Genomic DNA, 13,988 nt, shown 5'->3' on the forward strand with positions numbered 1-13,988 from the left:
CCACCGCCCACGTGGCGCCGCGGGCAATAACGAAGGCAGGAGGACGCCCCATGATCTCTGGCGAACGCACCGGTCTCGTCCTGATGGGCGGGGGAGCACGCGCCGCGTATCAGGTGGGCGTGCTCGCGGCGATCGCGGCAATCCAGCGTGAGGTGCTGCCGTCGCGGCGCGCGATACCGTTTCCGATTGTCTGCGGCACGTCCGCCGGGGCGATCAATGCGGCGGCGCTCGCCTCGCATGCCGATGATTTCCAGCACGGCGTGATGAAGCTCGATGCGGTGTGGCGGCAGTTTCACGCCGGGCAGGTCTTTCGCGCCGACTCGCTGGGCATGGCGGGCACCGGGGCGCGCTGGCTCGCCGCACTCTCGCTCGGATGGGCGTTGCGCCGATCGCCGCGTTCGCTGTTCGACTGGTCGCCGCTCAACGAAATGCTGCGCAATGCGATCCGTCTCGACCGATTGCCAGACGTGTTCGCGTCCGGCGCGCTCGAAGCGCTTTCGGTCACGGCGCTGTCGTACTCCTCCGGCAAACACGTCACGTTCTATCAAAGCGCCTCGCCGATCCAGCCCTGGAAGCGTTCGCTGCGTCTCGCACGCGCCGTGCCGCTCACGGTCGATCATCTGCTTGCCTCGAGCGCGATCCCGTTCCTGTTTCCGGCCATCGAACTCGATCTCGACGGACAGCCCGAATACTTCGGCGACGGGTCGATGCGTCAGATCGCGCCGCTCAGCCCGCCGATTCATCTCGGTGCGACGCGCATTCTCATCATTGGGGCGTCGCACGGTCAGTACGGGCTCGACAGCAGCGGCGAGCGCATCGGCGGCTATCCCAGCCTCGCGCAGATCGGGGGGCAGGCGCTGGCGAGCGTGTTCATCGACGGCCTGTCGGCCGATCTGGAGCGGGTCCAGCACATCAACAACGTGCTGCGGCACGTGCCCGAGGCGCATCGCGAATCGAGCGGCTGGCGGCCGGTCGAAACGCTGCTGATCTCGCCCAGCCAGCGCATCGAACCGATTGCGTCGCGGCATCTGCAACAATTGCCGCGCGCGGTGCGCACGATGCTCGGCGCGATCGGCGCCGACGAAGCCCGCGGCGCCGCGTTCGCAAGCTACCTGTTGTTCGAATCCGCATACACCCAGGAACTCATCGCGCTGGGCGAGGCCGATGCCTACGCGCAACGCGACGCCATCGCCGCATGGCTGGTGGCCGAAGCCGACGGCACGAGCCCGCTCGACCACGTGGAAGCGGGGGCGGTGGGCGGAGCGGGCATGTCCGCGAATTCGCCGTTGTCCGTCGACGAGCCCGCAACGGTTGCCGACAGCGGCAAACCGGCGGCATGATTCGGTGTCCTCGCGGCTTCAATGTGCGACGTGCCGGCCGGCCCGGCGCCCCGGAAGTTGGTAGACTTCATGACCGACGATTCGATCACCCGCAAGCCTCGGCACCGCAGCACTGCGGTAACACCAGCCCTCTGAGTTCGCAGATAAGTTCGCACGCGCATGTCCAAAGCCACTGTTCCCTGTCCGTACCCGTCGACGTTTTGGCGCGACCCGGCATTGCCGTTCATCGAAGCGCGCGAAGTGCTCGACGGCCGTCGTGTGTGCTACGCGCTGCATAGCCACGAGACGTTCTCGATCGGGGTGGTGACGGGCGGCCGCAGCACGTATCTGAACGGGCGCGCGAGAGAAACCGTGGGGCAAGGCAGCGTCGTCGTGATGAACCCCGACGCCGTGCATGCCTGCAACCCCATCGGCGACGAAGCGTGGGCATATCGCATGTGGTTCGTGGATACGGCCTGGCTGCGCGATCTTCAGCGCGAACTGGGTTTTGGTCAGGGTCAGGATCTGCATCTGTTCGATCCGATGTCGTCGACCGATCCGGTGCTGTACGACGGACTGAACCGGCTCTACGACGTTTGTACCGACGCGTCGCGCGACCGGCTTGAACGGGAGACCGCGGTGCAGCAGTGCTTCATCGACGCGCACGAGCGTCTCAACCCGGCCCCGCGACCGATGCGCGAGGACGCACGGAAACTGCGCGACGCCGCGGACTTCATCCGCGCGCATTGTCGCGAGGCCCTGACCCTCGCGCAGATTTGCGCGGCGGCAGGATTGTCGGCGTCGTACCTTACGCGGGCATTCCGGGCGCAGTATGGCCTTACGCCCCACGCATTCCTGATGAACCAGCGGATCCAGTACGCCCGTGCGCGGTTGCGCCGCGGCCACGCCATTGCCGAAGTCGCGCTCGATGCGGGATTCGCCGATCAGGCCCACTTCCAGCGAACGTTCAAACAACTGCTCGCTGCGACGCCCGGGCACTATCGAGGCGCGCTCGACGCGCGTGGTGCCGGCGATTCGGGGCAGTCGCCCGATGCTGGCGAGGCGGCGGCGTTGCGCGCGTCGTGCGATGTCCCGCAGGCCCGGGCGGCGTGACAAGTCGCCCGGGCCTGCGGCGCTGAAGATGAATGGCCGTCGGGCCCGTGCCGCTACCCGGCTGCCACGAGATACACCGCGCTTCCTGCCAACAATGCGGCCATCACACGGTTCAGGCGTCGCACACGTACCGCGTCGCGCATATGGTGGCGGAGCATCGCGCCTGCCACTGCCCAGCACCCGACCGAGAGCCAGCACACCACGAAGTAGATCGCCGCGAACTGCCAGATGCGCAGCGGGTCTCCGGCCGTGTACGCACCCATCCCGGCGAGCGCGGCAAGCCACGCCTTCGGATTGAGCCATTGCATGACGGCGCCATTCGATAGCGTCGGGCCACGCGCCGTGTCGGAGTCGCCGAGTTCGCCATTGTCCACGGCCAGCTTGTACGCCATATACAGCAGAAACGCCACGCCGAACCACTGGATTGCGTGCAGGAGCCCCGGCACGCGCTGAAGCAGTTCGTACACCCCGAAGCCAACCGCAACGAGCAGCACGACGAAGCCGACCGTCGCACCGGTCACGTGACGCAGGCTGGCGACGAACCCATAACGGGCGCCCGAGCCCAGCGCCACGACATTGACCGGCCCGGGGGTAATGGACGCGGCCAGCGCAAAAGCCGCCATCGAATAAAAGAGTGTCATCGGAGCCCTCAGTGCCAAAACGATGCGAATGAAACGAGGTTCCGAGCGTAGCCGCACGGGCTGGCGGCGTATTGAACAAAACTGCCCTTCAACAGGCCCCGTGCAATTTCGTGCCGGTGGTTCAGCCAAGCAGGCGATGGCGTAACCATCTCAGCAAACGACCCATGAACGGAAGCTTGAGGTAGAGATCCTCCGTGGCGTCCCAATAGTCGCGCTGGTAGGCGACGCGACCGTCCACGGCGAGCCGGAGATGCGACGCGCCGTGGATGATCTGCTCGTCGTCGAGCCAGCGCCTCGCGTGAAAGTGCAGATTCCATATCAGCATCGCCTGATTGTGCTGCAGCAGCGTGGCGGTAATCTCGAAGCGCGGCACGTCGACGCGCTCGAACAGTTGCATGAGCAGCCCGGCGACTTCGGCGGCGCTGCGCACTTCGTGCAACGGCGTTCGAAGATAGACGTTGGGCGTATAGAACTCGCCCAGATTCGCAATGCTCTGGCGGGTGAGGGTCTCGAGGAAGCGCGTCAGGCGTGTCAGCGCCGCAGCATGATCGATATCCATGGGCACACTCGCATCGGCGCTGTCACAGCCGCGATTCGATGGACAGCCGGGAACGTTCGGACGACCGCGTAGCCAGCGCGCGACGCCTGCGGGCCTCGGTCCGTCGACTTGCCGACCCGCTCCAAGCGGGCCGGCGCCAAGGCCCGGTGGCAGCGCGGCCCTCTTCGTAACTTACCAGCCGGAACAACTGGATGCACCGGGGAGGTGCGCCGGTCGTGGCGCCGATGCGACATCGCGCATCGGATCAACGGGCGTCGCTGATCAACTCCGCACGTAGGTCGGGCGCGCTGGTGCGCGGGTCGAGCCAGATCGCGAAGAAGGCGCGGCCGAAGGCATCGCCCGCGATGCGCCCAATCAGTTTGCCGTCGGAAAAGAAGCGGGTGCCGTCACCGGGTCGGAACACCCCCGTGAGGTGCTGTCCGGCCGAGACGTCCGGCAGGATACGCGCGAGTTCGTCAGCCCAGTGCTGCCGCTCGGCATCGGTGGCGACCTGCAACTTGGTCATTTCGATCAGGCTGCGTTGCACCAGCGTATGCGACGTGAAACTGCGCGCATAGCGCAGATCGAGCACCAGCGGATGTGCACTCCAGTTCGCGCTCACGCGATCGGCGCCGGAAAACAGCTCGGCGTCGTAAAGATGGAAGCCCAGGCGGGTGAACGAGCCGTGGCCGACCAGACGTACGGCCGGCGTCTCCTGCGAGGCGAGTTGCCCAACGTCGAATGCCTGGGCGTGAGGGGCAACGGCGACTGCAGTCAACAGGCAGGCCATGCGCAGCCATAGGGCGAATGCGGGACGAGTTGCCATGCTCGGCTCCTTATCGGTCAAGGATTCCGTCGAGTAGGTTGGCCCGTGTCGTAGCGTCGAAGTTTCGGCTAGCGACTTGTTGCGAAATTGCGACTGAGAACTATCCTCAAACAAGGCGTCGGAATCCGGGTATGCGGATCCGCACCCCGCCGAAGGCCTCGCGTTCCTGGGATAGGTCCGGGTCTGCCATCGCGGTACGACGTTTCCAGCGTAGACCATGGACCGCCGTCCGCGCAGGCCCGTGGCACAAGGACTTACCCTGATGACCGGGGCGGTGTCGCATTGGATTCGCATTGGATCGACGTCCACCGGCGGCGGGCGAAGCGCGCGCAGCGACGGCCGGTGCGGGGAATGTCGCGAAGTGGATCGACGGTGACGTCGACGACGCTCGCCGCCATTCAAGCTTAGGCCCTCCGCGTGACATTTTGACGGCCGTCAAAATTACGACGTATTACCGTCACGTGAGTGTCAGACGCGCCGGGAATGAAAGATATTTATGTTATGATTCAAGAGTTTGCCCATATTTTAGTAAGGTCGCTCTAAGCCATATCGCCAGGATGCGGCCACGTAATAGCGTAATAGCGACGTAACAGGCGTAACATCGCCGTCCTTCTGCGACGGCAGGGTTCAAGACGTGAAGCCGGGACGGCGGGGGCCTCCCGCGACGCGCTCACCGTTTTGTCTGTCGAAATTCGGCGTAAACTTTCACAATACTATCTTGAGTCCTGGTGTAAGGTCTCGCGACCTTGGGGGTAATTGAAATGAACGAAATGCTGTATCCCGAACTTTACAAGTCGCTGGAGGCAGTGCGTTGGAACATGGAAAAGGACATTCCGTGGGACAAGTTCGACGCGAGCCAGCTCACCGACGATCAGGCGCGCACCATCAAGATGAACGCCATCACGGAATGGGCGGCATTGCCGGCCACCGAGATGTTCCTGCGCGACAACCGTGACGACAGCGATTTTTCCGCGTTCATGAGCGTGTGGTTCTTCGAGGAGCAAAAGCATTCGCTGGTGCTCATGGAGTATCTGCGCCGTTTCCGTCCGGATCTGGTGCCGACCGAGGCCGAGCTGCACGCGGTGCGTTTCCCGTTCGATCCGGCGCCGCCGCTCGAGACGCTCATGCTGCACTTCTGCGGCGAGATCCGTCTGAACCATTGGTATCGCCGGGCTGCAGAGTGGCACACCGAGCCGGTCATCAAGGCCATCTACGAAATCATTTCGCGTGACGAAGCCCGTCATGGCGGCGCATACCTGCGCTACATGAAGAAGGCGCTCACGAGCTTCGGCGACAACGCGCGTGCCGCGTTCGCGAAGATCGGCGTGCTGATGGCGTCGGCGCGCCGCACCGAAAAGCCGCTGCATCCGACCAACCTGCACGTGAACAAGGACCTGTTCCCGAACGACACCGTGCAGTCGCGTCTGCCGGAGCCGGAGTGGCTCGAGCACTGGCTCGACGAGCAGATCAAGTTCGACGACAGCTGGGAGAAGAAGGTGGTCGAGCGCATTCTGCACAACATGTCGCTCCTGTTCGAGCGTACGTTCGCGACGGCGCAGGACCTGAACCGTTACCGCAAGGAAATCACGAGCCGTCTGGCCGCTGTCACGGCCCCGGCGGCACCGGCCGTCGCAACGGCATCGTAAGCGGATCGCGCCCCGGAGAGCCGCGGGTCTTGTGGGGTGCGATGGACGTATCGACGAAAGAGGGGCTTCGGCCCCTTTTTTGTTGCCTCGCGCTCGACGTGGGACAATATCGCGTCAACTTCGATCGATCGTCATGTCATCTTCCCCCGTCATTCCTCAGGCCGATTTCGAGGCCAAGATCGTCTCGCGCGAGGCCCTCGCCGCGCTTGCGCCGACGCTGCCGCGTCCGTTGGTATTCACCAACGGCGTGTTCGACATCCTGCACCGCGGTCATGTGACTTACCTCGCGCAAGCGCGCGCACTCGGGGCATGTCTCGTCGTCGGCGTGAATACGGACGCTTCGGTGCGCACGCTCGGCAAGGGCGACGACCGTCCCATCAACAACGAACAGGATCGCGCCGCGCTGCTCGCGGCGCTGCAAAGCGTGGACTACGTGGTGACGTTTGGCGAGTCGACGCCACAGGCGCTGATCGAGGCGGTGCGGCCCGATATCCTGGTCAAGGGCGGTGACTACGACATGGACGTCCTTCCCGAAGCGGCCCTCGTGCGGGGCTGGGGCGGCAAGGCGCTGGCAATCCCGTTCGAACATCAGCGCTCCACCACGTCGTTGCTCAAGAAAGTGCGGGCCCAGTCATGAATCTTGCCCCGCTCGTCGAGGTCACCCGCGGCGCCCAGGGCGTCGATACCGTGGAGTGCGTTCATTACGGCAGTGTGGCTGTCGTTGATGCGCAGGGTCATTTGCGCTACGCGGCCGGCGATCCCTCGTTCCTGACGTTTTCGCGCTCGACCCTCAAGCCGTTTCAGGCGCTGCCCTTCGTCGAGGGCGACGGCGTCAGGCACTTTGGCCTGACGCAGCCGGAGTTGGCGCTGCTTTGCGCCAGCCATTCGGGCGAGAGCTTCCACGTCGAAGGTGTGGCGAGCCTGCTGACCAAGGCGGGCTGCGACGAGCATCATCTGCAATGCGGTTGCCATACGCCGACCTTTTACTCGGCGACGGGCAAACGAGCGCCCGCGGATCTGAAGCCGACGCCGCTGCACCACAACTGCTCAGGCAAGCACGCCGGTTTTCTTGCGTACTGCGTGCAGCACGGCTTGCCGCTCGATACCTACCTGGATCCGGCGCATCCGTTGCAGCAGGCCATTCGTGCGCGTGTGGGCGATGTCGTCGGCGTGAAGGGCGATGCCTTGCGGTTGGGGATCGACGGGTGCTCCGCGCCGAATTACGCGCTGCCGCTCGAGAAGCTGGCGGGCGCCTATGCGCGCCTTGCGGCAAGCGACGATGCGGCACTCTCGACACTGTTCGACTCCATGACGCAGCAACCCGAGATGGTGTCCGGTACCGCGCGCAACGATCTGGCGTTCATGCGCATGGCGCCAGGCGACTGGGTCGCCAAGATCGGCGCCGACGGCGTGCAGACGATCGGCGTGCGATCCGCCGGATTGGGTATCGCGATCAAGGTGGTCGACGGCAACATGCGCGCGCTCTACACCGCTGCCGTCGCCGTGTTGGAGGCCCTCGGTCTGGTGACGTCCGCCCGGACGACAGGGTTGGCGCCCTGGGTGACTCCGGTCGTCAGGAACGCGCGCGGCTTCCAAACGGGTGTCGTGCGGCCGGTCGTGGACCTCCGGCGTGTGTGCTGACGGCGTCGATGCCCCTCTCGTCTAGCGAACCCCGGCCGGCGGGCTGCCGGCGGGCGCCGGGCAGGCACGCACCATTTGCGCCGACCACTGTTGTGTGACAACGCCACGCAACTGCGTGGCGGCATTCCCGTTAATGCCGGCAATGCGATAAATGATCCGGCTACGAGCGTTCGGCCGCTCGCTCAATTGCGGCGTGAGTCCCTTCTTCTGTGCGGCGGCCATCAACCGCACGGCGCGCTCGCGATCGTTGAACAATCCCAGCGATACCACCACATTCGATCCGTCGTCGTTGAGCAGGAAATACTCCGTCACGCCCGCCGCGCGCAATTGGGCAACCTGTTTGTCGGCCGCCGCCTTGTTCGGGACGGGGTCCAGGTGCACCCAATAGCGCTTGTCGACGGCGATCGACTGAATGTCGCCCTGACCCGACGGCAGGGCCGCGAGCAGCAGTCCCCGCGCTTGAGGTGCGTCGCTGGCGGAGAATGGGCCGATATCCAGGCACGCCGTTGCCACGGCGGCTGCGGCTGCCGACGATGCGGCGCCCGCCTGTGTCGTGCTCGTCTCGGCCTGCACGGCGCCAGGCGCTGCAACTGCGACGGCCTGACTGGTCGCGGATGCGGCCACGCCCGATATGCCTGACGCGCCCGAAGCGCCCGAAGCGCCCGACGGCGCGACAGCCTGCGACGCGGCGCTCTCGCGCGCCTCGACTTTCGGGGTTGCGGCATCCGATGCCGGTTCGCTGAGTTGGGCGCCCAACAGGCGAATCTTCGCGGGTTCGATCTGCTGCGCCACGCGCATCGGCTCGCGCCCCGAAGTCGCCAGGAGGTCGTGCCATTTCAGCCAGCCGAACTGTACCGCGGCCAACGCCGCATTGGCGGCAAGAAAGACAGCGAGTAACAAGGCACGCAACATCTCAGGCACCTCTGCGGGAGGGGCGGTCATCGTGCGAGAGCGACGACAGCGACGATAGCGCCGACGCGGCGGGTGCGGCGGATTCCCCGGCGCCGGCGGTGTGAAGCGCGACTTCGTACAAGCCGGCCGGCACCAGTTGATCGTGTTCGGTAAACGGCAAGGCAAGGGTCTGCGCAAGCGCCTGGCGCGCGCCGCCCGAGAGAACGCAACGCACGGGCGCCCCGAGCTGGCTTTGGAGTTGTGCGTGGCTGCGCTCGACAAGCCCGGCCTGTGCCGCGGCGCATCCTCGGAGAATCGCATCCGACGTGCTACGCGCAAATGCCTGGCCGCCGGTGGGCGTCGTGGCGTCGAGCGTCGGTAATTGCGCGGTGCCTTGCGCAAGCGACTGGAGCATCAGCGCGGGCCCGGGCGCGATCAGTCCGCCGAGGTAATCGCCATCCGCACGAAGGGCCTCGACCGTCGTTGCGGTCCCCAGTGTGACGATCAGCAAATGCTCGCCGGGCCAGGCGGCATGGGCGCCGATCAGGCTGGCCCACCGATCGCTGCCGAGCTGGGCCGGGGAAAGGTAGCCATTGCGCACACCGGCGCGCGAATCGCTGGCGCGCAGCACCTGGAGCCAATCGGCTGACGCCATGCCCCACAGCGTTTGCAGTGTCATGCGAACGGCCTGCTCCGCCGCCTCGCCCGCGACATTGGCCAGCCAGACGCCCGCGGGCGCCGGGCAGATGAAGCCATCGTCCTTGCCGCCCTGACCGAGCGCCATCGGTGCCGAATTCGGCGCGAAGTGGCGCTGGCTGCCGACACCGGCGGCCAGGGCCGCCCAACCTGCACGAATCTGGGTGGCGAGCGTGCGCCACTCGACGTGATCGACGGCGCCGCTGGCGAGAAAGCCCGGCGCGGCGGCACGCCAGTGCTTCGGTCGGACCGCGGGTGCGAGCGCCCACTTGATCCGGCTGTTACCTGCGTCGATCAGGAGCCACGGGGCGGGATGCGCCGCCCCGGTCGAGCCCGGTCCCGCCGGTGGCGCCAGACTTGCCGGCGTGCGCGCAGGCCCTTGCCGGGAATCGGTCATCAGCGGGCCTCCTGCGTGCCAGGCGCGCGATCGAGCAGGCGCACGGACACCTCGCCGCTCGCAATGACGCGCTCGCCTTGTGACGTGGCCACGCGCAGACAACCATGTCCGTCAACGCCGAGTGCCACACCATGCAGGACGTCGCGCCCGTGCTCGATGATTCGAATGGCGGCCCCACCATAGACATGCATGGCTTCCCAGTCTTCGCGAAACGCCGCGAAGCCCTGCGTCGCAAACCGGTCCAGCATGGCAGTGAGGCGCTTGACGAGGGCGACGAGCACGGTCGACATGTCCGGCTCAGGAAACACGGATTCGAGTGCCGCCGGTGGCGTGGCCGGGACGACGGGTGTCGGCGCTGGGGACCGGTTCGATGCACCCGACGCGCCCGACGCACCCGAGGCACTCGCCGCACTTGCAGCACTTGCTGCCGCGCTGTCGATCCGGGTGGCCACATCGTCCGCGCGCCGAAGATTGAGACCGATGCCGATAACGATGCCAATACGCCCCGGGCCTGCCGGAACGGTTTCGATCAGAATGCCCGCCAGCTTGCCCCCTCGCAGCAGCACGTCGTTCGGCCACTTCAGACCGAGCGCCTGCGGCGCCGACAACGGCAAGTCGGAAAGTCCTTCGATCACCGCCACACCGGTGGCGAGCGACAAGCCCGCCAGGTCCGCCGGTCCGCCGGACATCACATAAGCCAGCGAGAACATCAGGCTGTCGCCGGGCTGGCTCTGCCACGCCCGGCCGCGCTGCCCGCGCCCGGCGGTCTGGACCATGGCGGCACGCACGGTCGGCGCACACGCGACGTTCTCGCGAAGGCGCGCGAGCAAGTCGAGATTCGTGGAGCCGGTCGTCTCGACCACCTCGATTCCCCAGCCACGGCAAGCGGCGCTCAGTCGGGAGCGAATGCGTTCGCCGTCCAGCCGGCGCGATGCGACGTCGAGCCGGGTCCCGGCGGTTGCGCCGACGGCGGATTCGGTGCCATCGGCGGCCACGGAGGCCTGGGCGGCGCAGAGGATGTCCGGGGAGGAGGATGTGGCGTTATTCATGGCTGCTATTGTAGCGGCGAGGCTGGCGGCGCGTCGGTCTGATCGGCGCAAATGCCCGTGTTTCGGCATTATCCGACGCTCGGGTGAGCCGATTCCGAGAGCTTTTCAGACCGCACCGGGTTGCCATCGATTAGCCCCACCTGTACCGTACAATGACCGCGTTTCGCTGGACGCGAGCCGAATTCCAGCGGGTTTGTTGTCAGGAGACTCTCTGTTTTGAACCTCGATGCCGTGCCCACTCTGGAGCTGACCACCACGGCGCAAGGCCCGGTGGTCATGCTTCGCGGCCTGTGGACGGCACTGGCCCTCTCGCAGCGCAAGAAAACGCTGCTTGGTCTGGTGCGTGCCTTGCCGAATGGCCCGCTGGCGTGGGACCTGACGTGCGTCGAAAGGCTGGACCACGTGGGCGCGCAAGCGCTTTGGCGGTATTGGCAACGGCAATACCCCGAGCGCATTTCGCTGACGCCGACACAACGCGCGCTGTTCGATCACCTGGCCGAATTCGACCGAACGCGGCAGAGCCCGGTGCCGGCGCGCCGTGTCGATCCGATCAGCCGCCTGGGGTATTCGCTGTTCTCGCTCGGAGAACACCTGCGCGACGGCATCGCGATGTTCGGCCGGTTCGTGATCGACCTCGGTCGCGTGGTTCGCCATCCGGTGCGTGCCCCGTGGCTGGAGATGTCCGCCAATGTCTACAGCGCGGGGGCCAAGGCGCTCGGCATCACCGCGCTGGTGGCCTTCCTGATCGGGATCGTGCTGTCCTACCTCTCTGCCCAGCAGTTGAAGCTGTATGGAGCGAGCACCTTCATCGTGAACATCCTGGGCCTCGCGGTCATTCGCGAACTTGGCCCGGTGCTCGCGGCGATTCTCGTCGCGGGGCGCTCGGGGTCCGCCTTTACGGCGCAGCTCGGGGTGATGCGTGTGACCGAGGAACTCGACGCCATGCGCGTGATGGACATCCCGCACGGGCTCCGTCTGGTGCTGCCGAAAGTCATCGCGCTGGCCATCGCCATGCCGCTGCTCATCATGTGGACGAACATCATCGCGCTGCTTGGCGGCGCACTTGCCGCGAAGTACGAACTGGGCATCGGTCTGCATTATTTCTTCACGACGCTGCCGAATGCCGTACGCGTCGCGAATCTATGGATCGGTCTGGGCAAGGGCGTTGTCTTCGGCATGCTGATCGCGCTGGTCGCCTGTCATTTCGGCATGCGCGTCAAACCGAACACGCAAAGCCTGGGCGAGGGCACCACGCAGTCGGTGGTGACGTCGATCACCGTGGTGATTCTGGCCGACGCGGTCTTTGCCATCATGTTCCGCAATGTGGGGATCGGCTGATGCGCACGACCACCGTATCCGATCCTTCCCGCCAAGGTGCGGCGCCCGAGTCCGGCGGTGACGTGCTTTTCGGCGCTTCCAGCGGGTGTCCGCCGGTATCGTCGACCCTGCCGGGCGAAGCACAGCCGGTGATCGAAGTGCATGACCTGACCAAACGCTACGGCACGCATACGATTCACGAGCACCTCGACCTCACGGTGGGGCAGAGCGAGATCATCGCGCTCGTTGGCGGATCGGGTTCGGGCAAGACAACACTGATCCGGCAGATCATCGGGCTGGAGGCGCCGACGAGCGGTCATATCCGGATTTTCGGCCACGACATCACGATGATCGACCGTCGCGCGGCGCACTTGCTGCGCCGTCGGTCGGGCATGCTCTTTCAGCGCGGCGCCCTGTTCTCCGCCATGACCGTGTTCGACAACATCGCGCAGCCATTGCGCGAGCTGCATACGCTCTCGGAGGACCTGATTCGAGATGTGGTGATGTACAAGCTCGAAATGGTCGGACTGTCGGGGCGCATGGCCAATCGCATGCCGTCGGAGTTGTCTGGCGGGATGATCAAACGGGTGGGGATCGCGCGGGCGATTGCACTGGAGCCGGAACTGCTCTTTCTCGACGAGCCGACGGCGGGGCTCGACCCGCAGGCGTCCGATGAGTTCGTGGACATGGTTCGCGGCCTGCACCGCTCGCTTGGACTGACGGTCGTGATGGTGACGCACGATCTCGACACGGTCATGATGCTGGCCACCCGCGTGGCGGTGCTCGCGGAGCGCAGGGTGATCGTCAACGCGCCGGTCGAGGACGTGGTTCGGGTCGATCACCCGTTCATTCACAGCTTCTTCCTCGGTGAGCGCGGCAGACGCGCGTTGCTGGCTTTGCCTGCGGCAAGGCGCGCCAGGATTTCGGAGTTACTCGACGATGGAAAATAAATCGCACGCTTTCATGGCGGGCCTGTTCACGCTGGTACTGCTCGCGGCGGTCGCCGCCTCGGTGTACTGGTTCAATCGCGACAATCGCGAGCGTGTCCCGTACGACCTGGTGGCGCACACGAACGTCACGGGGCTCAACCCGGAATCGGCCGTGCGGTACCGCGGCCTGGCCGTGGGCAAGGTCGAGTCGATCAAATTCGATCCGCGCACGCCCGGACAGATCCTGATTCGCATTCTCGTCAACGAGGGCACCCCGATGACCCAGTCGACGTTCGCCACGCTGAGCTACCAGGGCGTAACGGGACTGGCATTCGTGCAGCTCGACGACGACGGGCACGATCGGACGCTGCTGCCGTCGTCGCCGGCGCACGTGGCACAGTTGCGGCTTCGCCCGAGTTTCGTCGACGAACTTCAGCGGCGCGGCAACAATCTGGTGCACCAGCTGGAAGAGGCGACGTCATCGGTCAACAAGCTGCTCGCACCGGAGAACCGACAGGCGATTCTCGACTCGATCAACAGCGTGAAGACCGCCGCGCAAAGTGTGAATCGCGTGGCGCAGCAACTCGAGCCGGTCACCCGTCAGTTGCCCGACACGGTGCGGGAACTCAATGGCACTTTGTCCGGCGCGAATCGTCTGACGAATCAGTTGGCCGACCCGCAAGGACCGCTCGTGCGCAATCTGAACAGCGTCGGTCGTGCGGCCGATCAGGCGACGTCGAGTCTGGCGGCGTTCGAAGGCACGATGCACACGTTCGAAGGATCGCTGCAGCAAGAAGCGCTGCCGCGCCTGAACCGGTTGTCCGACGAACTGCGCTTCACGTCGCAGGCGGTCGGGCAGGCCGCCGACACCATCAATCGCAATCCGCGCGCGTTGCTGTTCGGCACGACGCCGCCGACGCCCGGTCCGGGCGAAGCGGGCTTTTCGTGGCCGGGCGCGGCGGGGCAGTAATGCGCGACATCGTGA

Annotated in this window: 13 protein-coding genes and 1 pseudogene; 8 read left to right on the forward strand and 6 right to left on the reverse strand. The window is 65.7% G+C overall.

The window, feature by feature from the left end:
- Positions 1 to 50 precede the first annotated feature (50 nt).
- Positions 51 to 1,340, forward strand: a complete 1,290-nt coding sequence (locus tag W930_RS0111290) for a patatin-like phospholipase family protein (protein WP_023597873.1) — start codon at positions 51 to 53, stop codon at positions 1,338 to 1,340.
- 159 nt (positions 1,341 to 1,499) lie between these two features.
- The gene (locus W930_RS27070; RefSeq protein ID WP_023872922.1) at positions 1,500 to 2,432 is read left to right on the forward strand and encodes an AraC family transcriptional regulator; all 933 of its coding nucleotides are present in this window, start codon (positions 1,500 to 1,502) and stop codon (positions 2,430 to 2,432) included.
- Positions 2,433 to 2,485: 53 nt separating this feature from the next.
- Here the strand turns inward: W930_RS27070 and W930_RS0111300 are convergent, their stop codons facing one another.
- The 3 genes from W930_RS0111300 to W930_RS30445 all read right to left on the reverse strand — a co-directional run bounded on the left by W930_RS0111300 (position 2,486) and on the right by W930_RS30445 (position 4,437).
- On the reverse strand, positions 2,486 to 3,073 hold the full coding sequence (locus W930_RS0111300) for a LysE family translocator (RefSeq protein WP_023872923.1): 588 nt from the start codon (positions 3,071 to 3,073) through the stop codon (positions 2,486 to 2,488).
- A gap of 121 nt (positions 3,074 to 3,194) precedes the next feature.
- Complete coding sequence (locus tag W930_RS0111305; RefSeq protein ID WP_023872924.1) at positions 3,195 to 3,632, reverse strand: nuclear transport factor 2 family protein; 438 nt, start codon at positions 3,630 to 3,632, stop codon at positions 3,195 to 3,197.
- A 244-nt stretch (positions 3,633 to 3,876) separates the two neighbouring features.
- Entirely contained in the window at positions 3,877 to 4,437 is a 561-nt protein-coding gene (locus W930_RS30445; RefSeq protein ID WP_029754410.1) for a chalcone isomerase family protein, read from the reverse strand.
- A 761-nt stretch (positions 4,438 to 5,198) separates the two neighbouring features.
- Here W930_RS30445 and W930_RS0111315 point away from each other — a divergent pair.
- The 3 genes from W930_RS0111315 (at position 5,199) to W930_RS0111325 (ending at position 7,724) form a co-directional block, all read left to right on the forward strand.
- Entirely contained in the window at positions 5,199 to 6,083 is an 885-nt protein-coding gene (locus W930_RS0111315; protein WP_023597868.1) for a ferritin, read from the forward strand.
- Positions 6,084 to 6,216: 133 nt separating this feature from the next.
- Complete coding sequence (gene rfaE2 / locus W930_RS0111320; RefSeq protein ID WP_023597867.1) at positions 6,217 to 6,720, forward strand: D-glycero-beta-D-manno-heptose 1-phosphate adenylyltransferase; 504 nt, start codon at positions 6,217 to 6,219, stop codon at positions 6,718 to 6,720.
- Positions 6,717 to 7,724, forward strand: a complete 1,008-nt coding sequence (locus tag W930_RS0111325) for an asparaginase (RefSeq protein WP_023872927.1) — start codon at positions 6,717 to 6,719, stop codon at positions 7,722 to 7,724. The genes rfaE2 and W930_RS0111325 overlap by 4 nt, the downstream gene beginning before the upstream one ends.
- Positions 7,725 to 7,745: 21 nt before the next feature.
- Here W930_RS0111325 and W930_RS0111330 read toward each other — a convergent pair whose 3' ends face one another.
- From W930_RS0111330 to W930_RS27085, 3 genes and pseudogenes are all read right to left on the reverse strand, one after another.
- Positions 7,746 to 8,636: an SPOR domain-containing protein gene (locus tag W930_RS0111330; RefSeq protein ID WP_023872928.1), complete on the reverse strand. Its 891-nt coding sequence runs from the start codon at positions 8,634 to 8,636 to the stop codon at positions 7,746 to 7,748.
- 106 nt (positions 8,637 to 8,742) lie between these two features.
- Positions 8,743 to 9,708: pseudogene (locus W930_RS29150) on the reverse strand (type III pantothenate kinase); the annotation flags it as partial.
- Complete coding sequence (locus W930_RS27085; protein WP_158516324.1) at positions 9,708 to 10,757, reverse strand: biotin--[acetyl-CoA-carboxylase] ligase; 1,050 nt, start codon at positions 10,755 to 10,757, stop codon at positions 9,708 to 9,710. The pseudogene W930_RS29150 and the gene W930_RS27085, both read right to left, overlap by 1 nt.
- A gap of 216 nt (positions 10,758 to 10,973) precedes the next feature.
- Between W930_RS27085 and W930_RS0111345 the strand changes: the two genes are divergently transcribed.
- From W930_RS0111345 to W930_RS0111355, 3 genes are read left to right on the forward strand one after another with little or no spacing between them, the layout of a single operon-like run.
- The gene (locus tag W930_RS0111345) at positions 10,974 to 12,095 is read left to right on the forward strand and encodes an ABC transporter permease (protein ID WP_023597862.1); all 1,122 of its coding nucleotides are present in this window, start codon (positions 10,974 to 10,976) and stop codon (positions 12,093 to 12,095) included.
- Positions 12,095 to 13,024 carry an ABC transporter ATP-binding protein gene (locus W930_RS0111350; protein ID WP_023597861.1) on the forward strand — a complete coding sequence of 310 codons (930 nt, stop codon included), beginning with the start codon at positions 12,095 to 12,097 and terminating at the stop codon, positions 13,022 to 13,024. Before W930_RS0111345 ends, W930_RS0111350 begins: the two co-directional genes overlap by 1 nt.
- Positions 13,014 to 13,973 (forward strand): MlaD family protein, encoded by a 960-nt coding sequence (locus tag W930_RS0111355; RefSeq protein WP_023597860.1) that lies wholly within the window; start codon positions 13,014 to 13,016, stop codon positions 13,971 to 13,973. The genes W930_RS0111350 and W930_RS0111355 overlap by 11 nt, the downstream gene beginning before the upstream one ends.
- The last annotated feature ends 15 nt before the right edge of the window (positions 13,974 to 13,988 follow it).

It is taken from the genome of Pandoraea sp. E26, assembly GCF_000681415.1.
Classification (GTDB): Bacteria; Pseudomonadota; Gammaproteobacteria; order Burkholderiales; family Burkholderiaceae; genus Pandoraea; species Pandoraea pnomenusa.